28 protein-coding genes and 4 tRNA genes are annotated in these 25,430 nt (G+C 63.3%); 20 read left to right on the top strand and 12 right to left on the bottom strand.

All coding sequences use genetic code 11. The annotated features are described in order from the left end of the window. Positions 1-185 precede the first annotated feature (185 nt). Complete coding sequence (gene efp / locus BLS50_RS03015) at positions 186-743, bottom strand: elongation factor P (protein ID WP_006476487.1); 558 nt, start codon at positions 741-743, stop codon at positions 186-188. Positions 744-881: 138 nt separating this feature from the next. Further along, positions 882-2,075 (bottom strand): elongation factor P maturation arginine rhamnosyltransferase EarP, encoded by a 1,194-nt coding sequence (gene earP, locus BLS50_RS03010; protein WP_074800698.1) that lies wholly within the window; start codon positions 2,073-2,075, stop codon positions 882-884. Between the two features lie 76 nt (positions 2,076-2,151). Between earP and uvrC the strand changes: the two genes are divergently transcribed. From uvrC to BLS50_RS02975, 7 genes are all read left to right on the top strand, one after another. Beyond that, positions 2,152-4,200: an excinuclease ABC subunit UvrC gene (gene uvrC / locus BLS50_RS03005; RefSeq protein WP_074800695.1), complete on the top strand. Its 2,049-nt coding sequence runs from the start codon at positions 2,152-2,154 to the stop codon at positions 4,198-4,200. A 90-nt stretch (positions 4,201-4,290) separates the two neighbouring features. Then, positions 4,291-4,878 (top strand): CDP-diacylglycerol--glycerol-3-phosphate 3-phosphatidyltransferase, encoded by a 588-nt coding sequence (gene pgsA, locus BLS50_RS03000; RefSeq protein WP_011544951.1) that lies wholly within the window; start codon positions 4,291-4,293, stop codon positions 4,876-4,878. Positions 4,879-5,016: 138 nt separating this feature from the next. Further along, positions 5,017-5,092 (top strand) — tRNA-Gly (locus BLS50_RS02995). A gap of 53 nt (positions 5,093-5,145) precedes the next feature. Then, a tRNA-Gly gene (locus tag BLS50_RS02990) sits at positions 5,146-5,221 on the top strand. 51 nt (positions 5,222-5,272) lie between these two features. Next, positions 5,273-5,348, top strand: a tRNA-Gly gene (locus BLS50_RS02985). A gap of 99 nt (positions 5,349-5,447) precedes the next feature. Beyond that, a tRNA-Cys gene (locus BLS50_RS02980) sits at positions 5,448-5,521 on the top strand. Between the two features lie 171 nt (positions 5,522-5,692). Continuing rightward, the gene (locus BLS50_RS02975) at positions 5,693-6,892 is read left to right on the top strand and encodes a site-specific integrase (protein ID WP_074800692.1); all 1,200 of its coding nucleotides are present in this window, start codon (positions 5,693-5,695) and stop codon (positions 6,890-6,892) included. Positions 6,893-6,928: 36 nt separating this feature from the next. On the opposite strand, the gene BLS50_RS02970 is transcribed toward BLS50_RS02975, so the two are convergent. The 9 genes from BLS50_RS02970 to BLS50_RS02930 all read right to left on the bottom strand — a co-directional run bounded on the left by BLS50_RS02970 (position 6,929) and on the right by BLS50_RS02930 (position 11,938). Next, positions 6,929-7,267 (bottom strand): helix-turn-helix domain-containing protein, encoded by a 339-nt coding sequence (locus BLS50_RS02970; RefSeq protein WP_074800689.1) that lies wholly within the window; start codon positions 7,265-7,267, stop codon positions 6,929-6,931. After that, on the bottom strand, positions 7,264-7,524 hold the full coding sequence (locus BLS50_RS02965) for a hypothetical protein (RefSeq protein ID WP_074800686.1): 261 nt from the start codon (positions 7,522-7,524) through the stop codon (positions 7,264-7,266). Before BLS50_RS02965 ends, BLS50_RS02970 begins: the two co-directional genes overlap by 4 nt. Next, on the bottom strand, positions 7,521-8,159 hold the full coding sequence (locus BLS50_RS36165) for a hypothetical protein (protein ID WP_143028319.1): 639 nt from the start codon (positions 8,157-8,159) through the stop codon (positions 7,521-7,523). Before BLS50_RS36165 ends, BLS50_RS02965 begins: the two co-directional genes overlap by 4 nt. Next, positions 8,156-8,614, bottom strand: coding sequence for a hypothetical protein (locus tag BLS50_RS02955; protein WP_256333926.1), 459 nt, complete (start codon positions 8,612-8,614; stop codon positions 8,156-8,158). The genes BLS50_RS36165 and BLS50_RS02955 overlap by 4 nt, the downstream gene beginning before the upstream one ends. Next, positions 8,611-10,230: a ParB/RepB/Spo0J family partition protein gene (locus BLS50_RS02950; RefSeq protein ID WP_074800678.1), complete on the bottom strand. Its 1,620-nt coding sequence runs from the start codon at positions 10,228-10,230 to the stop codon at positions 8,611-8,613. The genes BLS50_RS02955 and BLS50_RS02950 overlap by 4 nt, the downstream gene beginning before the upstream one ends. Continuing rightward, positions 10,230-10,592, bottom strand: coding sequence for a beta-hexosaminidase (locus BLS50_RS02945; RefSeq protein WP_074802751.1), 363 nt, complete (start codon positions 10,590-10,592; stop codon positions 10,230-10,232). The genes BLS50_RS02950 and BLS50_RS02945 overlap by 1 nt, the downstream gene beginning before the upstream one ends. A gap of 49 nt (positions 10,593-10,641) precedes the next feature. Continuing rightward, entirely contained in the window at positions 10,642-10,860 is a 219-nt protein-coding gene (locus BLS50_RS02940) for a hypothetical protein (protein ID WP_074800676.1), read from the bottom strand. A 96-nt stretch (positions 10,861-10,956) separates the two neighbouring features. Then, a complete protein-coding gene (locus tag BLS50_RS34775; protein ID WP_176934171.1) occupies positions 10,957-11,481 on the bottom strand; it encodes a hypothetical protein in 525 nt (174 codons plus the stop codon). Continuing rightward, complete coding sequence (locus BLS50_RS02930; RefSeq protein ID WP_074802750.1) at positions 11,435-11,938, bottom strand: helix-turn-helix domain-containing protein; 504 nt, start codon at positions 11,936-11,938, stop codon at positions 11,435-11,437. The genes BLS50_RS34775 and BLS50_RS02930 overlap by 47 nt, the downstream gene beginning before the upstream one ends. A 139-nt stretch (positions 11,939-12,077) precedes the next feature. Here BLS50_RS02930 and BLS50_RS02925 point away from each other — a divergent pair, with 139 nt between their 5' ends. The 5 genes from BLS50_RS02925 (at position 12,078) to BLS50_RS02905 (ending at position 17,043) form a co-directional block, all read left to right on the top strand. Then, positions 12,078-12,302 carry a hypothetical protein gene (locus tag BLS50_RS02925; RefSeq protein ID WP_256333925.1) on the top strand — a complete coding sequence of 75 codons (225 nt, stop codon included), beginning with the start codon at positions 12,078-12,080 and terminating at the stop codon, positions 12,300-12,302. Between the two features lie 64 nt (positions 12,303-12,366). After that, positions 12,367-12,909: a phage regulatory CII family protein gene (locus BLS50_RS02920; protein WP_176934211.1), complete on the top strand. Its 543-nt coding sequence runs from the start codon at positions 12,367-12,369 to the stop codon at positions 12,907-12,909. Further along, complete coding sequence (locus BLS50_RS02915) at positions 12,896-13,279, top strand: hypothetical protein (protein WP_074802749.1); 384 nt, start codon at positions 12,896-12,898, stop codon at positions 13,277-13,279. The genes BLS50_RS02920 and BLS50_RS02915 overlap by 14 nt, the downstream gene beginning before the upstream one ends. A 260-nt stretch (positions 13,280-13,539) precedes the next feature. Further along, a complete protein-coding gene (locus tag BLS50_RS02910) occupies positions 13,540-16,047 on the top strand; it encodes a virulence-associated E family protein (protein WP_074800665.1) in 2,508 nt (835 codons plus the stop codon). Between the two features lie 222 nt (positions 16,048-16,269). After that, a complete protein-coding gene (locus BLS50_RS02905) occupies positions 16,270-17,043 on the top strand; it encodes a zinc finger-like domain-containing protein (protein WP_074800661.1) in 774 nt (257 codons plus the stop codon). A gap of 574 nt (positions 17,044-17,617) precedes the next feature. On the opposite strand, the gene BLS50_RS02895 is transcribed toward BLS50_RS02905, so the two are convergent. Further along, positions 17,618-17,977 carry a response regulator gene (locus BLS50_RS02895; RefSeq protein ID WP_074800655.1) on the bottom strand — a complete coding sequence of 120 codons (360 nt, stop codon included), beginning with the start codon at positions 17,975-17,977 and terminating at the stop codon, positions 17,618-17,620. A gap of 411 nt (positions 17,978-18,388) precedes the next feature. Here BLS50_RS02895 and BLS50_RS35840 point away from each other — a divergent pair, with 411 nt between their 5' ends. The 8 genes from BLS50_RS35840 (at position 18,389) to BLS50_RS02860 (ending at position 25,428) form a co-directional block, all read left to right on the top strand. After that, entirely contained in the window at positions 18,389-18,958 is a 570-nt protein-coding gene (locus BLS50_RS35840; RefSeq protein WP_176934169.1) for a MarR family transcriptional regulator, read from the top strand. Next, positions 18,921-20,906, top strand: coding sequence for a phage terminase large subunit family protein (locus BLS50_RS02890; protein ID WP_176934167.1), 1,986 nt, complete (start codon positions 18,921-18,923; stop codon positions 20,904-20,906). Before BLS50_RS35840 ends, BLS50_RS02890 begins: the two co-directional genes overlap by 38 nt. A gap of 13 nt (positions 20,907-20,919) precedes the next feature. Continuing rightward, on the top strand, positions 20,920-21,126 hold the full coding sequence (locus tag BLS50_RS02885) for a phage head-tail joining protein (protein WP_006497114.1): 207 nt from the start codon (positions 20,920-20,922) through the stop codon (positions 21,124-21,126). Further along, complete coding sequence (locus BLS50_RS02880) at positions 21,123-22,616, top strand: phage portal protein (RefSeq protein ID WP_074800650.1); 1,494 nt, start codon at positions 21,123-21,125, stop codon at positions 22,614-22,616. Before BLS50_RS02885 ends, BLS50_RS02880 begins: the two co-directional genes overlap by 4 nt. Then, positions 22,613-23,695 carry a head maturation protease, ClpP-related gene (locus BLS50_RS02875; protein WP_074800647.1) on the top strand — a complete coding sequence of 361 codons (1,083 nt, stop codon included), beginning with the start codon at positions 22,613-22,615 and terminating at the stop codon, positions 23,693-23,695. The genes BLS50_RS02880 and BLS50_RS02875 overlap by 4 nt, the downstream gene beginning before the upstream one ends. A 30-nt stretch (positions 23,696-23,725) precedes the next feature. Then, positions 23,726-24,070 carry a head decoration protein gene (locus BLS50_RS02870; protein ID WP_074800644.1) on the top strand — a complete coding sequence of 115 codons (345 nt, stop codon included), beginning with the start codon at positions 23,726-23,728 and terminating at the stop codon, positions 24,068-24,070. 73 nt (positions 24,071-24,143) lie between these two features. After that, a complete protein-coding gene (locus BLS50_RS02865; protein WP_074800640.1) occupies positions 24,144-25,139 on the top strand; it encodes a major capsid protein in 996 nt (331 codons plus the stop codon). A gap of 1 nt (position 25,140) precedes the next feature. Continuing rightward, complete coding sequence (locus BLS50_RS02860) at positions 25,141-25,428, top strand: head-tail joining protein (RefSeq protein WP_006497108.1); 288 nt, start codon at positions 25,141-25,143, stop codon at positions 25,426-25,428. Positions 25,429-25,430: the final 2 nt, after the last annotated feature.

Below are 25,430 nucleotides of genomic sequence, written 5' to 3'. Positions count from 1 at the left end.
CCCCGCCGAACGCGTCACGCGCATTATTTCTCCGGCGCTATAAAACAGTTACCGATGATACAAATTGAATATCTTTACCGGTGGCTTTTGTGCTGCGCATGGCTCCGGTTTGTGGCAGCTGTTGGCGCCAGACAAACAAAAAGCGCCCCGAAGGGCGCTTTGTTCGATGCGGAAATCGCTGACGATTACGCGCGGCTGCGGTATTCGTTCGTGCGCGTATCGATTTCGATCTTGTCGCCGGTGTTGCAGAACAGCGGCACTTGCAGTTCGAAGCCGGTGGCCAGCTTCGCGTTCTTCAGCACCTTGCCCGACGACGTGTCGCCCTTGACGGCCGGTTCCGTGTAGGTGATTTCGCGAACGAGGACCGTCGGCAGTTCGACCGAGATCGCCTTCTCGTTGTAGAACACGACTTCGCAAGCCATGCCGTCTTCGAGGTAGTTCAGCGCTTCGCCCATCATTTCGGCTTCGACTTCGTACTGGTTGTAGTCGGCGTCCATGAACACGTACATCGGGTCGGCGAAGTACGAGTACGTCACTTCCTTGCGGTCGAGCACGACGACCTCGAACTTGTCGTCAGCCTTGTAGACCGATTCCTGACCTGCGTTGGACAGCAGGTTCTTCATCTTCATCTTGACGACGGCCGAGTTACGGCCCGACTTGTTGTATTCCGCTTTTGCGATGACCCATGCTTCGCTGCCGATCTGCACGACGTTGCCTACGCGGAGTTCCTGTGCGGTTTTCATAAAAAACTGTCCTGATCAAATCAAATAAATAGGTGCCTGAGCGTTGCGCAACGGCTGACGGCGCAAGCGGCGGTGCGTTCCGGTGGGCGCCAGGAGCCCAAACGCGAGCGCTTGCGTGGTCAGCCGTCGGATAACCGCTTATTTTAACTGAGATTTTGCGTATTCCGCCAGCTTTCCGGCGAGATCGCCGACGGCCGCGAGCGCGTCGGCCCAGCGGAGCGCATTCGCGTCAAGCGCGGGGCGGTGTTGCCAGAAATCGGCCCAGTCGGGCGTGCCGGCGCCGTTCCACGCATGCCAGAACCGCTCGAGTGCGGCGCGCGGCGCATCGGCGAGGCCGGCCGACACGTGCGCGAGCGCCGCATCGAGCTTGGGCAGGTGCACGTCGTCGGCCTGCGGATAGATGTGCCACACGAACGGCTTGCGCGCCCACTGCGCGCGGACGAACGAATCCTCGCCGCGCACGAAATTGAGATCGGCGACCCACAGCAGCGGATCGTAGTCGGCCTGCGGAACGAACGCGAGGCCATGGGCGGTCAGGTTGCCGCTGCGCGCCCGTACGCCCGCCGCGAACGATTCGACCCCGAAAAAGCGCGCGACGGCGGGCGACAGGCGCCCGGTCGGCACGAGCGCGACGACCGGCGACGGGCCGTCGCGCCACTGCGCGAGCAGCGCGTCGACGGCCGGGTTTTCGTAGGCGAACAGGCTGACGACCGTCGTGCCGGGCGCCGGCGCCGCGCCGCCGGTCGCGCGCTGCCACCACGCGGCGCGGGCTGCCGGATCGGCGTCGAAGGCTGCGTGGCGCGCGTCGAGGTCGCGCTCCTTCGGCACGCCGCCGGTGCCGGCCGACAGGCCCGGGAAGAAGAACGTCTTCAGGAGCGGATAGCGTGGATGCGGCGACGGCCGCAAATGGAAATCGGCGACCCAGTCCTCGGCGCTCAGGTATTCGAGGTTGATCCACACGGGGCGGCGCGCGCGCCGCGCCATCGCCGCGAGATACGGACCAGGCAACTCGCATGCGAACGCCTCGATCACGACATCGGCGATGTCCAGCGCGTCGCCGACTTCCGCATGCCAGTGCTCGATCGCGATCGCGTCGACCGTCTGCCGCCCCGCGTCGGGGTCGACCTGCGGCAGCAGGCGCGCGAACGTGTGCAGGTCATCGACGAACAGGCGAACCTGCCAGCCGTGCTCGTGCGCGAGCTGGCGCGCGACGCGCCAGCACACGCCGATGTCGCCGAAATTGTCGATCACCGTGCAGAAGAGGTCGCAGGCAATCGGTTCGCCCGGCGCGAGCGGCACGGCGGAGAGGGGGGCAGCGGTGGTGCGTGGCATCGAAGCGGGCCGGTGAATGCTCTAAACTGGCGATTCTAATAGACCCGTTCCGCGTTACAAGGCGCCCGGATCACGCATGACATCCCCAGAAGCCTCCGCTACTCCGTTCGAACCGAAGAAGATCCTCGCGCAGCTGCCGCACATGCCGGGCGTCTATCGCTATTACGACACGGCGGGCGCCGTCCTCTACGTCGGCAAGGCGCGCGACCTGAAAAAGCGCGTGTCGAGTTATTTCACGAAGACGCAACTGTCGCCACGCATCGCGATGATGGTCACGCGCATCGCGCGCATCGAAACGACCGTCACGCGCTCGGAAGCCGAAGCGCTGCTGCTCGAGAACAACTTGATCAAGGCGCTCGCGCCGCGCTACAACATCCTGTTTCGCGACGACAAGTCGTATCCGTACCTGAAGCTCACCGCGCACCGCTTTCCGCGGATGGCCTACTACCGCGGCTCGGTCGACAAGCAGAACCAGTACTTCGGGCCGTTCCCGAGCGCGTGGGCCGTGCGCGAGAGCATCCAGATCCTGCAGCGCGTGTTCCAGTTGCGTACCTGCGAGGATTCGGTCTTCAACAACCGTACGCGGCCGTGCCTGCTGCATCAGATCGGGCGTTGCACGGCGCCGTGCGTGGGCGCGATCTCCGACGAGGATTACGCGGTCGACGTGTCGAACGCCGCGCGCTTCCTGCTCGGCCGGCAGTCCGAAGTGATGAAGGAACTCGAGCAGAAGATGCACGCGTTCGCGGCCGAGCTGAAATTCGAGCAGGCGGCGGCCGTGCGCAACCAGATGAGCTCGCTCGCGACGGTGCTGCACCAGCAGGCGATCGAGGTCGGCAGCGACAGCGACGTCGACATCCTGGCCGTCGTCGCGCAGGGCGGACGCGTGTGCGTGAACCTCGCGATGGTGCGCGGCGGCCGGCACCTCGGCGACAAGGCGTATTTCCCGACGCACGTCGAAAGTGCGCTGACGCTCGCCGAAGGCGGTCTCGGTGAAGAGGTCGAGCCGGCGGAGTCGGTCGATGCGCCGGCCGACGCGCCGGTCGACACGGTGCCCGATCAGCCTGCGGAAGAGGCGGGCAGCGCGCGCGGCGCGGCGGCGGCCGCGTCGGTCGAGGCCGAGGTGCTCGACGCGTTCATCGCGCAGCACTATCTCGGCAACCGCGTGCCGCCGGTGCTCGTCGTCAGCCATGCGCCCGCGAGTCGCGACCTGCTGGAGCTGCTGTCCGAGCAGGCCGGCCACAAGGTATCGCTGGTGCGGCAGCCGCAGGGACAGCGGCGCGCGTGGCTGTCGATGGCCGAGCAGAACGCACGGCTCGCGCTCGCGCGGCTGCTGTCCGAGCAGGGCTCGCAGCAGGCGCGCACGCGCGCGCTGGCGGACACGCTCAGCTACGACAGCGACGATCTCGCGACGCTGCGGATCGAGTGCTTCGACATCAGCCATACGATGGGCGAGGCGACGCAGGCGTCGTGTGTCGTTTATCACCATCACAAGATGCAGTCGAGCGAATACCGCCGCTACAACATCACGGGCATCACGCCGGGCGACGATTACGCGGCGATGCGGCAGGTGCTCACGCGCCGCTACGAGAAGATGGTCGAGCAGGCCGCGCAGGCGGCGGCCGTCGACGAGGCGGCCGGCATCGACGGCGAGTCGACCCGCCAGGCCGAGGCGTCGAGCCTGCTGCCGAACATCGTGCTGATCGACGGCGGCAAGGGTCAGGTCGAGATCGCGCGGCAGGTGTTCACCGAGCTCGGCCTCGACACGTCGATGCTGGTCGGCGTCGCGAAAGGCGAGGGGCGCAAGGTCGGCCTCGAGACGCTGGTGTTCGCGGATGGCCGCGCGCCGCTCGAACTCGGCAAGGAGAGCGCCGCGCTGATGCTCGTCGCGCAGATTCGCGACGAGGCGCACCGCTTCGCGATCACCGGCATGCGGGCGAAGCGGGCGAAGGCTCGCCAGACGTCGCGGCTCGAGGAGCTCGAAGGCGTCGGCGCGAAGCGGCGGCAGCGGCTGCTCGCGCGCTTCGGCGGGTTGCGCGGCGTGGTGGCCGCGAGTGTCGAGGAACTGGCGAGCGTCGAGGGCATTTCGCACGCGCTCGCCGAGCAGATCTACAAGCAGCTTCACTGACGCGGCCGTGCGGCCGGCTGCATTGCCAGCGTTCTTGTGGCAGGCCGGTCGACACGGCACAATTGCGAATCCTTTACTGTCCCGCATGCCATGCCGTTCAATTTCCCGATTTTCCTGACGTGGGTACGGATCGTGCTGATTCCGCTCGTCGTCGGCGTGTTCTATCTGCCGGACACGGTGATGGGCGGCGCGCACCGCAATCTCGCGGCGGCGGCGATCTTCATCCTCGCCGCGCTGACCGACTGGTTCGACGGTTTCCTTGCCCGCAAGTGGAACCAGACGTCGTCGTTCGGTGCCTTTCTCGACCCGGTGGCGGACAAGCTGATGGTGACGGCCGCGCTGCTGATCCTCGTGCAGATTTCGCGGGTCGACGCGGCGATCGCGCTGGTGATCGTCGGTCGCGAGATCGCGATTTCGGCGCTGCGCGAATGGATGGCGCAGATCGGCGCGTCGAAGAGCGTCGCGGTGAACCAGCTCGGCAAGTTCAAGACCGCGTGCCAGATGGTCGCGATTCCGATGCTGCTGTTCTACGGGCCGCTGCCGCTCGGCGTCGTGACGATCGATACGCGCGTGTGGGGCGAGTGGCTGATGTATCTGGCCGCGGTGCTGACCATCTGGTCGATGCTGTACTACATGAAGCTCGCGTGGCCGCAGATTCGCGAGCGCGGCGGTGCGTGAGCCGCGCCGGTGCGGCGGCGGTTTTTGTAAAAAGGGCTGGAAAAGCCCTTGACACACGAATGTGCCTTCGACATAATCTCGCTTCTCCGCTGCACGACGAAGTAAGTGTGTGACGGGGAAGCAGTAGCGTAGCAATACGCGGGAGTAGCTCAGTTGGTAGAGCGCAACCTTGCCAAGGTTGAGGTCGCGAGTTCGAGACTCGTCTCCCGCTCCAGATTTTTTCTGGCAGCGCGTGGTACGGCAAAGCGCTGCAGATGCAGGACACATGCGGGAGTAGCTCAGTTGGTAGAGCGCAACCTTGCCAAGGTTGAGGTCGCGAGTTCGAGACTCGTCTCCCGCTCCAGATTTTTCTGGCAGCGTGTGGTACGGCGAAGCGCTGCAGATGCAGGACAATGCGGGAGTAGCTCAGTTGGTAGAGCGCAACCTTGCCAAGGTTGAGGTCGCGAGTTCGAGACTCGTCTCCCGCTCCAAGTAATGGGGAAGCCACGCTTCCCTTTTTATTTGATGGACTTCCGGTCCTCGAATAAAAATCTGTCGCTTGCCTCACGGCATCCGGACAGTCCGCTTTTGGCGCGATAGCAAAGCGGTTATGCAGCGGCCTGCAAAGCCGTTTAGGCCGGTTCGACTCCGGCTCGCGCCTCCAAGTAGAACGAGATAAAGCCCTGATTCTTCAGGGCTTTTCTTTTTTCTGCGTCGCTTTCATTCTTGTAATAGAGTTGCCTAGAGTGGTAAAAAGTCGCCTGTAACCAACTAAAAACCGACGCCAACCACCCGTCAATCGGCTAATTGGCAATCGAGGCGAGTTCATCTAGGCATGGCGAACAAACGACTGCGGCCGTCCGGCACGTGGGAATACACGATCAAGCGGGCGAAGCTGCTACCAAAGCCACTTTCCCTGACCTTTGACACTGAGGAAGAAGGCGACGCGTACGTCGCCCGATTGGAGCAGCTGCTGGACGCCGGCATCGTGCCGGACGAAGTGGTCGAGCAGCGCGAAGCGATCGCGACAACAGGGGACGCCATTCGAGCGTACCTGCGCCGGGTATCGGTCCCTGATTCCGACGTCCAGGTGCTCAATGCGCTCCTCGGACGAGCGGCCATCAAGGCAAAGTCGCTTGCGACACTTGATTACCGGTGGGTCGAGCAGTGGGTGACCACCATGAAGCGACACGATCACCTTTCGCCGTCAACGATCCGACACTACGTCGGTGCCTTGGCTCGCTGCTTCGATTGGGTGGTGAGATCGGGCACGCCGATGTTGGCGACCAACCCTCTCCGCCTGCTCCCGAAGCGATACGCCACCTACACCGATGAAGATCGGGTCGCGGTCGAGGCGCAGGATGTTGACGCGAAAGAGGACGTACACCGGGATCGACGGCCGAGCGAGGCGGAACAGGCCGAAATTCGACGACTGATGGCCGGCGGGAAGCCAAACGGCCGCGAGCGAGCGTTCGATCTCCCGTACCGGCCGGCGCTGGTGTTCCTTTTCGAGCTTGGCATCGAGTCCGCCATGCGGATGCGGGAAATGTATACGCTGGAGGTCGACCAGTTTGATGTTGCTCGGCGGACGGTGTCTCTTGAGAAGACGAAGAACGGCAGCAAGCGCTCGGTGCCGCTCACGACGATCGCAATCGCCGCGTACGAGCGGTACATGGTCGCCGTGAATGGCGGCGATCCAGAGATGAACGGTTTCACCTTCGACTGCGGCCGCTTGTTCCCGTGGGTCGACGATATGGAGGCGTCGATGCGGGCCGAGGGCGTGCAGCTGCTCAAGCGCAAGGTGCTTGCTCGCGTCTCGTCCCGGCTATCGGCGCAGTTCGGGCGGATATTCGACGCGGCAGGTTGCTCGGATCTCGTGTTCCATGACCTGCGGCACGAGGCGACGTCGAGGCTGTACGAGCGTACGACGTTGAGTGACGTTCAGATCGCGAAGATCACGGGACACACCAATCCCAAGGTCTTGATGCGTTACGCCAACCTGCGGGGGAGCGATCTCGCCGAAAGGCTTTGGTGAGACCCCGGCCGGATGGCCGGGGTGGGTCTGGAGCGATTACGCGGCCATTGCGGCCGGTGCGTCCATTTCGGGGAGGCGTGGAAGGGGCCGTGCTTTGCGGCCGGGCCGGCGCGGGTCCGTCTGCGAAAGTTGCTTTCGGATTGCCTTGTCGACTCGGGCGTCAGTTGCTGGCGATCCGCATCGGATCTGTTCGATCCGCTTCTGCGTTTGCGCCTGCACCTGTTCCCGCAGGTAGGCCACGACGTCGTCCTCCAGAAAGACCCATGCTCGGCCGATCTTGGCACCAAGGATGTCGCCCCGGTGGACGATGTCGAGCAGCGTCGTGCGGTCGATCTTCAGGAATTCCGCGCACTCGATCAGGTCAAGCGTCCTCACGCATTACCTCCTCGATCTGCAGTGATGCGGTCGCGCCATTGCTCCAGTTGCTCGATGTATTCGGCGTGCGTCGGGTGATCCGCGACGGTAAGCCAGCATTCGTGGCTGCTGAAGGCGCCGCCGCTGATCACATGCGCGCTCAACCGGTTCGCACTGATTTGCGCGGCGAGATCGGTAAGTGCGATGACCAGGTGGTCAACGGTGTCCGCCTGCAGTTCGAGACGAAACCGGACCGCGCGCTTCGGAGGTGTTGTCATCGGCTACCTCCTGCGAGTGCAGCTGCGCGATCGAGCCGTTCGATCTCGGCGAGGATCAGTGCGCCAGCCTTCACCAGTTCGCGTCGCCGGTCATCACCGATCTTCGCGCTCCAGCCATCAGGCAAGATCGCTTGGCCGAACGTGCAGCTATAGCCAGTATCTGTCGCCGGCCAGTCGCGGACGCTGGCGGGCATCGCATAGTACGCGGCGAGCGCCGCGATCTCGCCGCATGCATGCGCGTCATCATGTTCTTCCGTCCAGCCTTTCTCCGCGATCTGCCGGCGGCGCTCGGTGCGCACATCTACTTCTGCTGTCGATTCGACAGGGGACGCGGCGCGGCGATTCCACGCGTCCACTGCGGAGCGGAACGCTTCCTTGTATTCCGGGTGAAGGTTGTCGAACGCGGCTTCAAAGCCGGTATCGTCCGGCGTCGGCGAATAGTGAAACCGATCCACGCGGACCGTGCCAGTCGGCGTCGGGAAGTGCTCGCCGGTCGCTTCAGCGTCGCAGCCGATGCACTGAACCGAAAAAGACGGGGTGTGAGTGTTCCAAATCTCGGGGTCGGTGCCGCCACAAAACGGACACGGCAGCAGTTCTGCGATGGCATCAGCTCGGCTTTTATCGGTAGTGTTCATTGTTGGTCTCCGGTGGTGGTTGCGGGGAGGGCGCGGCCAAGTTGCATCAGGCCAGTTTCCAGCGTGATGCCGGCGGTTGCCGCCCAGGTGCGTGCGTCCTGAGCCGCCTTGTGGCGAGCGAACGATCCGATCTCGTCGGCCATCAGGTCCAGTAGCTCGACGTCGGCCGCGTGCGAGATATCGACGATCAACGCGCGGATCTCGATGCGCAGAGCGTCGAGCCGCGCGAGCGTGCCTTGGCGGGTATCCGCCAAGGCTTCGTTCATCTGGACTGGTTTGCGCCGCGCGAGCGGCGCTTCGTCTTTCTGGATCGCTTTTACGGGCGTCAGCCCGTCGTTGTCCGATTGCATCGAAGTGCCGTTGACGCTCGCCAGTGCGATAGCCGGGCGCTTCTTCGCGTGTTCCCGCTTTCGCGGCAGCGGACGTGGGGTAGAAAGGGCCGGGCGCGGGGTCAATTTGCGGCTCCGGTCGGGAACGGCCACGCGGACGCAGGGCCAAGAGCGAGCTTCGCCTTGTAAGTCGGGAATGCGGCGTCGAGTAGCGCCCGATTCGACGCGACCCGTTGCTTGTGCCCGATGGCCGTCAGCACATCCGACAAATCGGGGCGTTCACCCTTCGCGGTGGCAGCGGAGAATTCGGCCGTCATGTCGGGATCGGGCATGCCGACGATCTCGTGCGCCCATTCGAGAATGCGCTTGAATGACGCTTGCTCGGCCTTGGTTCGCCCGTGGACCGGCGATTTGATCGTCTCGATGAGCCGCGCTGCGCCGGAACGAATCGCTTGAACGCGCGTCCACACCGCGCGCGTCTGGTGCGATACCTTCAGCGGGTCGCTCGCGAAGCTGGTGCCGGTGTTGTATTCGATCGCGTAGATCCATGCGCCGGGTGCGGGCTGCGCGACGCGAATGTATGCGAGCGGCCCCTTAATTCTTCCGGTTCGCTCAGGTCCGCATACCGTATCGACAGGCTCGCAGCAGCCGTTTGCATCCGGCTCTGACAACGGCCAGACCTTCGTGGACGAGGGGCGGCCGAGTAGATCGGCGAGCGGTATCAGCGCGGAATGAACTGCTTCGATCGTCGGCTTTGCCAGTCGGCCAAAGTTCTTGTCATGGAGTACAGCCTGCAGGGCCTGCAAAAGTTGCTTTGACTGCTTGTCGCTGATCTTGGCGGGGGCGCTTTGTCGCGACGCCGCCTGCAACGGCGCCTGCGGCGTAACCGTGCCTTTCGGGGCCGCCGACGATGCAGGCGGTGCTGCGTCGTCGCCCGCGTTTTCGTCGGCGTCGGCTGCTGCTGTGGCGGTTGCCTGCTCGGGCGAAGGTTCGGAGTCCGGGTGCGTATCGAGCAGGGGCGTTGCCACGAGGTACTTCTTCGTCACCTTCGTTTTGCCGGCTTCAGCCGCTTTGGCAATCCCGGCGACGATGCGTTCGAGCGCCTTTTCGCCGCCGTGCTGGCGTATCTGCTCGATGGCCAGTGTGCCGGTACATTGGCCTTTCCGTACGAGTTGGTGCAGTTCGACCGGTGCCCGTTCAAGCAGGGCGACGTCGCGGATCGTTTGATCGGTGACATCCAAGCGCTTGCAGATGGCGGCAAGGGGCATGCCATGAATGTCGCGCAACTCTGCGACGGCTACGGCCAGATCAAGGGGCGACGAAGGCTTGCCGTTGTTGCTGAGATAGCCGTCGATCACCATTTCGGCGCGGTTGACGTTCTTGGCGTCGCGGACGACAACCGGAATCTTGCCCAAATCTTTCCCGGTGGCGATCGCGTGTCCCGCCGCGAGATAGCGGTGCTGCCCCTTGTAAACGTAGAGCAGATCTTTGCCGTCAACCTTGCGGGCGTAGCAATGGAGGGGGGAGCCTTTGTCGTATCCGTTCTCCCGCATAAGCGCGGCGAGATGTGCCACCCATTCGGGATCAACCGGTCGGATGTTGTCGGAGGGATCGTAGTGAAGCTGGTCGTAGGGGACCATCCACAGGTCCGCTGACGTCGCGCCTGCCGCAGCGGCCGCGGCCTTGATGTTGCCGGTCGGGATCGGGGCGGTCAGGTCGAGCTGTTGCGTGCGGTCGTCCATTACGCAACCTCCTGCGTTGCCGCCACCCGTGTCTTGCCCGGCTTCTTCGCCTTATCGATTGCCTTCGACGCCTCGACATTCGCTGCGCGCTTGGCGTCGCGCAGGCGCTTGATTGCGTCGGCGCAGGTGCCTTCGTCCGGAATCGAAATCTGCCTGCGGGCGATCTCTGCGCCGTCGAGGATCAAGTATTCCGTATGTACGCTGTCCGGGAGCGGGCGGCGTCCGACTACATACTTGCCGATCAGAATCGGTGTCGACGGACGGCGTGCGTTTCGGTCGTATCGCGTGATGGTGCGGAGTGCGAGGGTATCTCGTCGTTCGATATCGAAAAGAGGTTCGGCTTTGACTTTAATGCGCGTCATGACGGTCTCCATGACGCCGGGGCCGAGTGCCCCGGCAGGATCGGGGCGGTTAAACGGTGACGTGGTAAGCCGTCGTCGGCGCGACGACCGGGTCGTCTTGAAAGATGTTGACGGCGACGAACAGCAGGCAGGCGACTATCGTCCATCGAAAAACTTTGGACTTTTCAAAGTTGCTTTGGCGGGCGGGTTCGGATGCCGTGATGCGGGGTGTTTGTTCGTCGCGGAGCCAGTCGTGGCGGGTTTCCGCGTGCAGATCGGTCGTTTTCATGGTGGATCTCCGGGTCTGCGCGACATTGCGCAACCCGGAGATTAGTCTTATATGGCTTATATGGTCAAGCCTAATATGACTATTTTGGGGCGGACGTCAGCCCCGGCTGATGTCTTCGGCCCGTCTTATTTGTCTCGGATCGCCATGCATTCGATCGCGTCGCATAACGGCGATGCCGGCCAGCAATTGACCGGCAACGGATAGGGCGACGTCCATCCACGGCACGACGTTGATGTACGTCGCCGCAAGAATCGCAGCTGATACGAGCGGGATAAGTTGTGCGAAACCGGCCTGATTGCGTCGGCGACGTCGGCTGGTGCGTTCATCGATCCGGTCATGGATGCGAGTTAGTCCGGACAGGATCGCGGGTGCGAACTCCGGTTCAATCCCGGCGGCCGACAAAGTGATGTCGCCGTTCTCCGACATGAGCACGGCGGCGTATGCGATGACAGGGGAGCTGCGTGAAGCGAGTTCACCCAGTAGGGCGTTGCGCGTCACGGACTCCCGATCGCTGCGGAGTTCTGGGGCCGTGCTCGATGCCGACTGGAGCTTGAGTGCACGAAAGGCAGACAGGTTAGCGACGTCCGCGCTTTCCCTCGGTGGCGTGGCTTTGGTCTTCATTGATGCTCAACGTTTTGTCTGATAATGGTCGTTGAGCTGCGCGTCTAACCGATGCGGTCTGCGCCTTCGACGCCGGCATCGTTTCCGAGATATTCACTGTCTCCTGGCCGCCGGTACGGGCTGCGCCGCTGGTGCTCAGGACAAACTCAATATACGACTCGATCTTTTCTCGGTCCTCGCCGGACAGTTGAGCAACGGCTGCCGAGTCGTACTGAAGTCCACCCCCACTCGCCGATTCATCGGAAATCAAGCTGACGAGAGACACGCCGAGCGCGTCAGCGACAGCTTCGACGTGGCCGAGCTGCGGGTCGGCTTCGTTGTTCCGCATGCGTCCGACCGTCCGCTGCGCTAGTCCTGCGCGCGCCGCGAGTCGCCCCTGTGTGTTGAGCGTCGGGTGTGCGTCCATCAGTTTCCTCAGCTTGAGCGCGAGGATTTCGCGGGCGGGTGTCTTGTTCATCCTCTGATGTTGCCAAATATGGCTAGACATTCGTTACTTTTCCCCGGCTGTCGGCGGATTGAAAAATAGCCAAATAAGACTTAAAATCGATCCCGCACCTAATTGGGGAAACGATATGAGTCAGCGTGTGAGCTCTTGGTTGGAGTTCGTCATCGAGCAACTGCATAAGAACAAGGGCAAGTGGCGGCGCATCGCGCACGACGCAGGCGTGCCGTACGACACGCTGACCAAGATCGCTCTGTCGAGAGTTACCGATCCGCGCGTATCGAACGTGCAGGCACTCCACGACTACTTCGTAAGGGCCGAGGCGTCTTGCCCAAGTGTCCGGCGCGAGGAGCCTATCCCCGTCACAACAGCAGCTTGATGAATCGTAGTCAATGCGCTCCCGCCGCGACAGCATGAAAGCGGCACATTCCCAATGTTCCGATATGACCTGCCGATACGACAGTACCGAATGGCTGGACGTCCTCTATACGTCCGTTCGCAACACGCCCGGCGGCGTCGCCGACGCGGCGAACCACCTCACGATCCGGCGCGGTAAGAACATCACGCCGGAATCGCTTCGCCTTCGCTTGCGTGGTGTTGGCGACAGTCGCTTGTCGATGGAAATGTTCGAGTTGCTGATCGAGTGGATGCAGGAAAAGGCAGAGGGCGAGGTATACGCGCTCGACGCGCTACATGCGCTGAACGCGCGCTTCGGGCTGGTTGCCGAGCACGTCGACGACCATGCCGCAGACGACGTCGGCGAACCCGGCACGCTGCGTCTTGTTTCGACGGCGCTGCACCTGCAGGCGCATGTTGGCCTCGTCGCCGACGACGTGACGCGTGCGCTGGCTGATCAGCGGATCGACGACCAACACGCGGAGAAGATCATCGCGACCGGCCGCAAGGGCCAGCGTCTGTTCCAGCGTTTGATTCACGCTGCCCGCAACCTTGCCGCGCGTCGACGCCGTCGTCATGGAGCGGTTTAAGCCCGGCATGGGGTGCTGTCGTCCCGACCGTGAGCATATCGGCCTTTGCTGCTCGCCTGAGCAGCAATTGGCATGCGCTGTCACGACGCTCGCATCCCGTTTCGAATGTGCCCCCGCTGAAGCGGGGCGCTTGCTATCCGAACTGATCGCCACGTTGCCCGATCGCCTCGCTCCGATTCTTGCGGAAGCGAACGCAGCCGGGAGCGTGCGCTTGTTCATCGAGCGAGCTGCGCGCGCATGCGCCGCGCTCGCAACCAAGGCGGAACGTCACGCGTTCCGCGACCAGCTTACCGATCGTCTCTGCGCGCTGGACCTTGCCGCGTTCGACGATCTCATGTCGGCGGAATGGCGTCGACTGCGCGGCAAATAACCGGAGACACATGTGAACGTGAACGGGATCAGTAGCGCGTTGCGACGCGGCGCATCGCAGTACAGCCGCTCGCCGAGCGGGCGGCAGTGCTATGCGGCGGGGCGAGCCGCATGGCGAAGCTTTTCTCACAAGGTCGAGCGCGACCGTCGTCTCGTCGAGCTGGAGGCGGCTCGTCGTGCGAGCTAACAGCGCGCAACTCAACGAATTGTGATCTGGCCGCGACATGCGGCCAAAGTAACTTTGATCGAGGGAATTTTTGTATGGCGACACTGGACCAGATTATTCAGCAATTGCGTGCGGCGGGACATCCCGACCTGCCCGCCGGACATCCGATCGCGGACGGCAAACATCACCGATACGGGCCGCGCAAGAAATACTGGTATCAGCTTCGCGAAGTCATCTGCAAGGGCGCGGTAATCGGCTATGGCGGAACGTTCGGCCATTTCTCGGGCGACGATCCGGGCACCGAGCGATTCGAATGGAGCGGCGCACCGATGAGCGAGGAAGTGCTCGCGGAGACGCGTCGCCGGCAGGAAGCGGCCGACCGTGAGCAGGCCGAGCGCGATGCGCGTCAGGCGAAGCTCGCCGCGAACCGCGCGCGAGATCAGTGGAACCGTGCGGCAGAGCATGGCGAGTCTGCCTATCTTGAACGCAAGCGCATCACGGCCGAAGGCGTGCGTTTCGACGCGGACGGCACGATCTTCGTGCCGATGTATCAGTACGGCGATGACGCTCGGCTCGTCGGTCTGCAGAAGATCACGCCAGACGGCGCGAAGCGCTTCAACAAGGGCATGGAAAAGAAGGGTGCGTCGTATCTGCTCGGCGAGGTCGGCGCAGACGACCAGATCGTGCTGGTCGCCGAAGGCTACGCGACCGCGCGCTCGATCCGCATGGCGATCGACGAGGCGTTCGCCGTCAATGTCTGTTTCGACGCGGGCGGCATCCTCCCGGCCGTGCGCTACCTGCGTTCGACGTATCCGGATGCGCATGTGCTGGTCTGCGCCGACGACGACTGGAAGATCGAGCAGCGCATGCGCGACTGGCTCGCCGACGAGTTCGCTTTCCGGGGCGAACTGGTGTTTGGTGCCGAACCGGTGCGGATCGAGGCGAAGAACACGTGGTACATGGTCGCCGCGTCACGCCGTCGTGACGACAATGGCGTGCCGTATGTCGAGGTGAGCTACGGAAACGACGTGATGCCGTTGCGCCGTAAGCGCTTCGAGAATACGGGCCTGAAGCGCGCGTACGAGGCGGCAGCGACGGTCGCCGACGTCAGCGTGGTCTATCCGGCATTCACCAATCGCGGCGAGCGCAAGCTGACCGACTTCAACGACCTGCACGTCGAAGAGGGTATCGATCCTGTCCAGGCGCAGGTGCAGGCGGCGATCTTGCGCGTCATCGCGCCAGCGAACGAAGAGATCCGACCCGCGACGGTTGCGGTGTCGACCGCGGACGACACGCCGACGAAATCCGCCGCGACGTCCGCTGCCGCGAAACAGCCGGAATGGGATGGCCGCGAGGCAGAGAACGGCGCGCACACATGGGAGCAGGATCTCGCGCGTTCGGACAAGGGCACGCTGCTGCCGACGCTCGGCAACGTGCACATGATCTTGGCGAATCACAAAGCGTGGCAGGGCGTCATCGAGCAGGACGACTTCGGTGGCCGCGTGATGAAACGCAAGGCACCGCCGTTCCGGCAAGGCGTGAAGGGCGAGTGGACAGACATGGACGATCAGCGCTGCGCGCTTTGGTTGTCGCAGCGCTACGGCCTCTCGGTGCGTACCGATATCGTGATGAACGCGGTTCTGTTGGTGGCGGACGAGAAGCACTTCCATGACGTGCGCGAATACCTCGAAGGGCTCAAATGGGACGGCGTGTCGCGCGTGCGATCGATGCCGTCTACGTACCTGCGTGTCGCCAACAGCGAGTATGTGCAGCTCGCGTTCATGAAATGGATGATCGCCGCCGTCGCGCGCGTGATGGAGCCGGGCTGCAAGGTCGACAACGTCCTGATCCTCGAAGGCAAGCAGGGGCATCGCAAATCGACGGCGCTGAAGGTATTGGCCGGCGCTTCGTGGTTCACGGATACGCCAATCCAGATCGGCAACAAAGACACATACGCGGTGCTGGCCGGGAAGTGGGTGATCGAGCTGGCCGAGCTGGACTCGTTGAACAAGGCCGACTCGTCGGCGGTGAAGAGCTTCTTCGCGACGGCCGTCGACCGGTTCCGCAACTTCTACGGCAAGCGGGCGACCGATGTCCCGCGTCAGTGCGTGTTCGCCGGCTCGGTCAACTTCGACACGTACCTGAAAGACGAATCGGGCAACCGGCGTTACTGGCCGCTGCGTGTCGGTGGGCTGGTCGACATCGACGGAATTGTGGCCGTTCGTGATCAGCTCTGGGCGGAAGCCGTGCATCTGTATCGCTCGGGCGTCGTGTGGCACGTAGAAGAGCATGAGCGCCCGCTGTTCGAGATCGAACAGGCGGAGCGCTATGAGGGCGACGTGTACGAGGACAAGATCGCCAAGGCCCTGGAATTCGTGTCGCGCACGACGATGGAAGAGATCCTCGCGGACATTCTGAAGCTCGACACGTCGAAGTGGACGCTGGCCGAGCAGCGCCGCATCGGCAAGGCGTTGAAGTCGCTCGGGTGGGTGCGCAAGCGGGAGTCGACCGGATCGCGCGGTTGGTACTACGTGAAGGAAGAGCAAGAGCCGGAAGCGGAGCGCGAACTGGTCGCAGCGGGTGATGACGACAGTCCGTTGTGATTGCGTGGCGCGCTGTGCCTGCACGGCAGGCGCGCCACTTGGCCCGTCTTGGCGCGCTGCGGACGTCCCATGTCCCAATGTCCCAAGGCGCGGTCTCGGGCGCGTGTGCGGGGGCGCGACATGCGCGACGTGAGCGGCGCATGTCGCGCATGTCGCAGGCGCGCACCCCCACAAGCCTTTTCCCTTGGGACATTGAGACATTAGGACGAGTAGGAGAGAGTCATGATCGATTTGAAAGAGCGGGTGGGCGTTGCGATGAGCGTTCGTGGTCAATTCACTGACCCGATTGCCGATCCTAAAGTTACTTTGGGCGCGCTCGCCTTTGCGAACGATCTCGGGAGCTTGCTGGCCCGAATCAAGGCCGGGCCGCTGCCGACTCCTGCGATGGTGCGACGAGCAACGTTGCTGTTGGCGCAGATGATCCGGACGTCGGGCCGATTCAAGCGTGCGCGGTTCACGGGCCTGTCGCGCGACGAGCGCCGTGATCAACGTACCGGGCACGCTGTCGAGCGTTCGAAGGTCGACATCATCGAGCGCTTCGCGCTGCGATTGCTGGATGAGTGGGTGAACGATCAATGTGTCGAGTGCGAAGGGCGTGGCGTCGTGCGTCGCGCGCGTGCCGTCACGACATCAACGCACGCGTGTGATGTATGCGGGGGCAGCGGGAAGGTGTGTGTATCGGAGGAGCGTATCCCGTTCTTCGAAGGGCGTAACGGGCCGCTGGTCTTTCGAGAATACGAACCGTGCGACGACTGCGGCGGGATGGGGCGGATCGCCGCGTCGCCGGTGTCGGATGCGAAGGGCCGACACATTTGCCCCGACTGTTCCGGTTCCGGCAAGCGGCAAGTCGACGACGCTGGCCGGGCGCACGCGCTTGGCGTATCGCTCGAAGAGTATCGCAAGAACTGGTCGTGGCGCTTTCACGACATGCTCGCGCTGCTGGATACGGTAGATGGATCGGTGTACGACACATTGCGTCGACAATTGCGAGGATGAAACGTATTCCATTTCAAGAGCGGATCGCGTAAACTTTGCACATCCTTTACCGCGTCACTGGATAAATGAGCGACCGCATACTCGTGTCGCAACCTTCGCCCGACAGGCGTACTGAATCGCGGGAGCGCCGCGACCAACAACGATACCTGTCTGTCGGGATCTGTTGGGAGGGCGTTCGCCCTTACGAAATGAATATCGAAGCCCTGAGTGCGAAAGCCCTCAGGGCTTTTTGCATTGGGGCGCTGAAATGCGAATCGAGTCGACGAGCGCCGGGCCGAGCGAGGTCTGGTCGACGTGGGATGAAGATCGAAGCATGGGGCGCGTTACCGCGCGGTGCTTCGTGTTTGACGATGCGATGGACCGTGTCGTGTGGGCGATGGACCGAGCGGGCGATCGCGCGATCGCGGATGTCAGGATCGGCGCAGGTACGTCCAATAGTTAGGTCCTTCGTGGATTCCCGCAGACGTCTCTTGTGGTCCCGGAGGAATAAGTCATCTACATGCAACGTGCGGCATAGAACCGAGTTGAATTGATGGTTCGGCCGTACCGATGCATCGTGCGCGTCAATAGGAATCTATGCGCGCGGCACCGTGACAAGAGACTGCACGGTCTGCTCGATGATCGGCCAAGAAACAGGTTTCTGGAGGAATGCGTGCCATAGCCCATCGTCCGTTGGAGCCTGATTTGCAGACATCAACACGATCGGAAGCCGGGAAAACGCAGGATTAGTGCGGAGCGTCCGACAAAGCGTTACCCCGTCCATACCGGGCATTGACCAATCGGTTATCACAAGATCCACTGCAATTTCCAATATTTGGGCAAGGGCTTCCTGACCGTTTCGAGCCAACATAACGTGGTAGCCGGCGTGTTCAAGAAGTAGTCCAAACGCGTGCAACGTTGCTTCGTCGTCTTCAACAACAAGGATCGTCGCCATAATTAATATCCGTGGTTGCGAGAGTGCAAATGCGGCCCCCGTGGCCCGCAGCCAGACTGTAGTTTGCCTCGTAGATTGCGCGCGTACTAGTTCTGATATTTACGCGATCGCTCAGTCGCGCGTACGAATTACCGGGAAGCAATATTTGCGCCCGATTACGTCATGCGATCGGTACGAACGCATTTTTGCAGTGCGCCGCCTATTTCGATGCGTACTTTATCGATCTGCCCCGTCCTGCGGGGAATCGACGGCGTGTATGGCCGCCGAACGTAGACATCTCTCCCGACATTCCCTCGGAAGTCCGCGATGAACCATTGATAAGCAAGCGGGGACCCTGTAGGTGGCCGGACACGCGGGGGCTCGCACCCGCGTTTTTTCTCTACTGGCGAGTTTCCATAGGGGGTCATATTCATGCCGACTCAGCAGCAGATCGCTGACCATCTCGACCTTGACCAGTCGGCCGTTTCGCGGTTCGTCGACAAGGTCCGGCTCGATTACCGCGCGGTGTCGATCGACGAGATCCGCATCGCATACATCCGGCACTTGCGCGAGGTCGCGGCCGGCCGCTCCAGCGAGACCGGGATCGATCTCGTCGCCGAGCGTGCGATGACGGAGCGCGTCGATCGCGAGATCAAGCTGCTGACGCTTGCCGAGAAGAAGGGGCAGCTCGTCAACGCGGCGCAGCTCGAACAGGCGTACGGCCTGATGGTCGGCGCATTTCAAACGGAGCTGCTGTCGCTGTCCGACAAGCTGGTGCAGGAGCTGCGCACGCTATACGGCGTCGAGGTGGACGTCGAATGGTTAAACGAGCATATATATGGATGCCTTGAGCAGCTTTCTGAATACGACCCAGACAGTCCACGCGGTGATTCGCCGGATCGCGACGATGCTGCGTCCGCCGGAGCGGATTGGGACGACGGACTGGGCACGCAAACATCGTCGATTGAGCGCGAAGGGATCGGCCAGTCCCGGCCGGTATAACCCGAACATCACGCCGTGGGTGTTCGGCATGCACGAAGCGCTGGACGATCCGACCGTGCAGAAGATCGTGTGCATGAAGTCGGCGCAGGTCGCGTGGACAGATGGCGTGCTGCTGAACTACATCGGCAAGCGGATCGACGTTGACCCGTGCCCGATGATCGTCATGTTCCCGAAAGAGAAGACGGCGAAGAAGTTCAACCTGGAGAAGTTCGAGCCGATGGTCGAGGTGACGCCTCGCCTATCGGCGAAATTGCCGGTTCATGCGGCCCGCGACAAAAACAACTTGTGGGATCACAAGACGTTCGCACGCGGCTTCCTGAAGTTCATCACGTCGAATGCGCCGGACGAAGTGAAGTCGACACCGGCCCCGGTCGTTGCGGTCGAGGAGCCGGACGATGCGAATACGAACGTTCGCGAGCAGGGCGATTCGATCACGCTGCTGGAGGAACGGAACAAGAGCTATTCGGCCCGGCGACGCAAGATGATCTTGGGCGGCACGCCGACCATCGACGGCCTGTCGCGCATCCAGCAGGCTTACGCGGCATCGGATCAGCGCGTGTATCTCGTGCCGTGCCCTGAATGTGACGAGGAGCATGAGCTGGCGTGGGAAAACGTCACGTGGAGCGAGGGCGCCGAAGTCGTACATGAGGTCTACGGTCGCGCAGAACCGGAGACGGCCCGTTACACCTGCCCGCATTGCGGCTCTTTATGGGACGACGCGACGCGCATTCGCGCGGTCCGTCGCGGGCGATGGGTCGCGACGGCACCGTTTCACGGCGTTGCCGGCTTCCGCATCAACGAGCTGGTGTCGCCGTTCCCCGGCTCGAACATGGCCGAGCTGGTCAAGAAGTGGCTGACGGCCGACAAGGCGCTGCGCGAGGGCGACGATACGAAGATGCGTTCGTTCGTGAACAACTCGCAGGGCCGGGCGTACAAGTACAAGACCGATCTGCCCGAGCTGGACGTGCTCGCGCAACGTGCGTTGCCGTACGCGGAGCTGACAGTGCCGCTCGGCGGTTTGGTGTTGACACTTGGCGTCGACGTGCAGCATGACCGGCTCGCGATCGTCGTGCGTGCATGGGGACGCGGCGAGGAAAGCTGGCTCGTCGCATGGGGCGAGATCTACGGCAACGTGACGGAGCAACAGCAAGACCCGATGACAGGCGGCGTATGGGGCGCGTTGACGATGCTGTTGTCGCACGCATACCGGCATGAGAATGGCTGGCTGCTGCGTGTACGTGCAACGTCGATCGACTCGTCGGACGGCGCAACATCGGACGCGGTATACAAGTATGTGCGCGCGGCGCAGCAGGCCGGTTACAACGTGATGGCCGTCAAGGGCAGCAGCAACGTCGACGCGGAGATTTTCAGCGTACCGAAGGCGTCGATCGACTCGACGCGCAACAACAGCAAGGCGGCGAAGTACGGGCTGCGCCCGTATATGGTCGGCGTCAGCCGCGCGAAGGATCTGATCCTCGAAAACCGACTGAAGCTCGAAGGTGACGGGCCGGGCCGCATGCACTGGTATAGCGGCGTGCGCAGCGACTACCTGTCGCAGCTCACGGCGGAGGTCAAGGTGCCGGGGCCGCGTGGCGGAAAGCGCGTGTGGAAGAAGATCAGCCCGCGCAACGAGGCGCTGGACTGCGAAGGCTACGCGCTGCACGCGGCTCGCAGCGTGAAGGTGCACCTGATGACCGAGGCGCACTGGCAGGTCGAGCAGCATCGTGCGTCGCAAGTCTCCCTGTTCGATGCGGTCCCGGTGCTGGAGGCATTGCCTGCGGCGCTGCCGGCTGAGGTGCCGCCCGATCCACCGCACGTGCCCGAGACTATCGAGACGCCGCGGCCGTCGCCGCAAGTAGCAAAACCCACCGAAACCCCGCCACCGAGCGGGGTTTCGCGCATTCAGGGGCGTCGTGTTGGTCGCTCGACGTACCTGAAGCGGCGCTAAACGAGGGAATGGCATGGCATACACAAAACAGGATCTGCAGAACATCCAGTCTGCAATCGCGAAGGGCGAGCTGGAAGTCCAGTATGCCGACCGGCGCGTGAAATATCGCTCGATCGGCGAGCTGCGGGAGGCACGCACCGAGATCATTCGCGATCTGAACGGCGCGGCCGGACGTTCGTCGATCGTCCGGATTCGCCACGCCGGCAAGGGGGTGCGATGAAGGGGGGCTTTCCATCACTCGCGCGGCGCGGATTCGTGGTGCCCACGCGGCTGAAGGCGGCGGCATATGAGTCGGCGAGCACGACGGGCGCACGTGCGAAGTCGTGGCGTGCGTCGAGCGCGGGGCCAAACGCGGCGGCGGCGCAAAACCTGCCGCTGTTGCGCTCGCGCGCTCGCGACGCGATTCGCAACGATCCGTGGGCGAAAACGGCGATCGCGCGACTCGTATCGAACACGATCGGCAACGGCATCCAAGCGCACCCAAAGCATCCGAACGCTGCGGTGCGAAAGATGCAAAAGCAACTTTGGGAGGATAGCTGCGAGGAGGTCGACGCGGACGAGCTGTTCGACATGGCGGGCGTGCAGACGCTTGCCGCACGGGCGTTTTTCAGTGACGGCGAGGTACTGGTTCGTCGTCAGTTCCGCAGTCCGAGCGAAGGGTTGGCGGTCCCGATGCAGATCCGGCTTCTCGAAGGCGATCTGCTGCCGATGGAGAAGAACGAGACCGTGCAGGGCGGTGGCGAGATCGTCAACGGTGTCGAGTTCAATGCGGACGGTCGACGCGTTGCGTATCACCTGCTGCAGCGTCATCCCGGCGAGTACGGGCGTGCATCGACGGCCAACATGCAGACGGTTCGTGTGCCGGCCGACGAGATCGCGCACGTTTTCCTGGCGTTGCGGCCCGGCCAGGTGCGAGGTGTTCCCGAACTGTCGACCGTGCTGCTGCGGCTCAAGTCGCTGGACAACTTCGACGACGCGGTGCTGTTCCGACAGGAGGTCAGCAACCTCTTTGCGGGATTCATCACGAAGCCGCCTGCCGAGCCGGGCCTGATGGGCGATCCAGTCACGGGCGCGGCGATGGAGTACGACGTCGACGGCTTTTCGCCGGTCGTATCGCTTGAACCGGGGAGCATGCAGGAGCTTGCTCCCGGCGAAGACGTCAAGTTTGCGGAACCGCCGGGGGCGGGGACCGACTACGGCCCGTTCATGCGTCAGCAACTGATGGCCGCTGCGGCGTCGGTCGGCATGCCGTACGAGGTCATGACGGGAGATCTGCGCGACGTGAGCGATCGCGTGCTGCGGGTGATCTTGAACGAATTCCGGCGGTCGATCGAGCAGATCCAGTGGAACGTGTTCATTCATCAGTTTTGCCGGAAGGTCTGGCGCTGGTGGGTCGACGCTTGCGCGCTGTCGGGCGCGATGCCAATGGCCGACTACTACCGACGTCGTCGCGACTATCTGCGGGTCCGATGGGTGCCGCAGGGCTGGCCGTATATCCATCCGGTGCAGGATGTCACGGCGAAGCGGATGGAGATCCGGTCCGGGCTGGCGAGCCGGACAGGTGCAGTGCTCTCGCGCGGTGACGATCCCGAGCAGGTCGATCAGGAGAACGCCGACGATCTCGCGCGCGAGCGCCGGCTCGGAATTCGATATGACACGCTCGATCCGGTCGATGGGGCGGGCGATCTTTCTAATGGGGATGGCGAATGAAAGAGAAGAAGCGGTGGTGGGACATCCGTGCGCAGGCGAATGCGACGGGCGGCAGCGAGGTAGAGATCCGGATCTATGGCGAAATCGGATTCTGGGGCACTGACGCCGAGATGTTCGCCGCGAAGCTCGATGAGGTTGCGTCGACAGCGACATCGATCGTCGTCGCGATCAACTCGCTGGGTGGCGACGTGTTCGACGCGTTCGCGATCTACAACGCTGTGCGGCGGTACGCCGGCAAGGTGACGGGGCGCGTCGACGGTGTGGCTGCGTCGGCAGCGTCGCTGATCCTGATGGCATGCGACACGATCGAGATGCCTTCGAATGCGCGGCTGATGATTCACAACCCGCATACGTTCGCGGCCGGCGAGGCCGGCGATCTGCGCAGGCTTGCGGATCTGCTGGACAGTACGTCCGACAGTATGTTGGCGGCATACGTCGAGCGCAGTGGCCGGACGGCGGAGGAGGTCCGCACGATCATGGATGCTGAGACCTGGCTCACGGCTGCGCAAGCGAAGGAGCAAGGGTTTTGCGACACGATTGTCGATCCGGTCCGCATTGCCGCATACGCGGGCGCAGCCCGGCACGCGGCACGCTTCACGTCGGTGCCCGCCGAAATCATGGCCGCGCTGGAGAGCGACGGCGAGGTGCCGCCGGTCAATCCGCCGGCCGATCCTGCGCCGCAGCCGCAGCCGCAGCCGCAGCCGCCGGCAGCGCCGGACGTTGCGGCGCTGGCGTCACATGTGTACGCGGCATGCCGTGACGCGCGCATCGAGCACTGCGCCGAAGGCATCGTGCTGGCGACCGGCCTGCGGGATCGCGCGACAGTCGACGCGGCCATCCGCAACGCACAGGACATCGCGGGCATCTGTCTGGCCGCGAGTCTGACCGAGCTGACGGCCGGCTTTGTCTCGGACGGCCTGTCGCCGGATCAGGTGCGCGCGCGGCTGTTCGAGCGCATGACGGCCTCGCAGAAGCCGATCAACCATCGTGCTGCCCCGGTTGCGTCGCAAGACGCGCCCGTGGTCGCGAATGCGCCGCGTGCGGCGTCCATCTACGCGGCTCGCAAGAGCGGCAAGTAACTTTGACGTAACCCGAGGAGGGGAAAACTCATGTCGAACTGGAAGGTACAGGCAAATCTCCCGGCCGAATTTCTCGTGTCGGAGGGTAACGGGCAGATCTCGCGCGAGCAGATCGTGGTGAAGGCGGGCGCTGCGCTGCCGGCCGGGCAGGTGCTCGGCGTGACCAGTACCGGCGAATACGCGCCGTACGACAACGCCGCGAACGACGGTTCCGAAGTCGCCGCAGCCGTGCTCTACGCGCCGCTGGCGGCGTCCGAAGCGTCGCGTCCGGCGACGGGGATCGTCCGGCTCGCCGAAGTCGCGGGCGGCCTACTCACGGGACTCGATGCAGCGGGTCGCGGGGATCTCGCCGAGCGACACGTGATCGTCCGCTGATCACATCGCACGCCATTCAAGGCCACGCCGACCGCGTGGCCTTTTTTGCATCCATTTTCATGTCGGAGGTTGTATGGCGGATATCGCCCTGTTTCAAGACGATGCGTTCTCGCTCGCATCCCTGAGTGCTGCAATCAACGATCAGCCGTATGTTCCCGGCCGGATCGGCACGCTCGGCCTGTTCGAAGAGGACGGCATCACGACGACGACGATCCAGATCGAGCGCGACGGCGACACGCTCGCACTCGTCGCGGCTGGCGAGCGCGGGTCGCCGGCAGCCGTCGTCGCCGGTAGCAAGCGCAAGATGATCCCGTTCAATACGGTGCATCTGCCGCAGCGTGCGGTGATCAAGGCGGACGAGATCCAGAATCTGCGTGCGTTCGGTTCCGAGACCGAGTTGGAGGCGCTGCAGACCGTCGTGAATCGCCGGCTCGCGAAGATGCGCCGCCAGCTCGACGCAACGCACGAATTCCACCGTATCGGCGCGATCAAGGGTGCAGTGCTGGATGCGGACGGCAAGACGGTGCTGATCGATCTGCTGCAGTACTTCGGCATCGAGCAGACGGTGATCCCGTTCGAGCTGGGCAAGGCCGACACCGAGATCCGCGTGAAGTGCGTCGAGGTGCAAGACGCGATCGAAGATGCGCTGGGCGCGACGACGTACACGGGCGTGCGTGTGCTCTGCGGCCGGGCGTTCTGGAACAAGCTGATTGCCGCGAAGACCGTGAAGGAGACGTACCTCGCGACCGCGATGGCGGCGTCGCTGCGCGGCGACGCACGCGATGCGTTCGACTTCGGCGGTTGCACGTTCGAGCGCTATCGCGGTCGCGTCGGCGATGTCGGCTATGTGGCGGACGACGAGGCGCACGCGATTCCCGAAGGCGTGCCGGACCTATTCATCACGCGCTTCGCGCCGGCCGACTACGTCGAGGCCGTCAACACGACGGGCATTCCGTACTACGCGAAGCAGGAGCTGATGGACTTCGGCAAGGGCGTCGAGATCGAGGCGCAGTCGAACCCGATCCACCTTTGCACGCGCCCGAAGGCGCTGGTCAAGCTGAAGGCGTGACATGGCGTTCCGGGATCTGATGGCCGACGTCGACACGGCCGTGAAGCGAGACCTGTCGGATGACGTCACGATCGACGGCAAACCGCTGCAGGGCATGTTCAAGGCGCCTTGGCTCGGCCCGGATCTCGGAACGCAACGCACGCAGCTCGTTGCGCCTATCCTCGACATCACGGACGACGATGCGGCGCGTGTGCGCGAGGGCAGCATCGTCGAAGCGGGTGGCGAGCGGTTCCGCGTTTTGGAGATGCACCCGACCGGCACGGGCTGGACGATTCTGATTCTGAGGTGACG

It is taken from the genome of Burkholderia orbicola, from assembly GCF_900100915.1.
GTDB lineage: Bacteria > Pseudomonadota > Gammaproteobacteria > Burkholderiales > Burkholderiaceae > Burkholderia > Burkholderia orbicola.
This window is presented reverse-complemented; position numbering and strand designations above follow the sequence as displayed.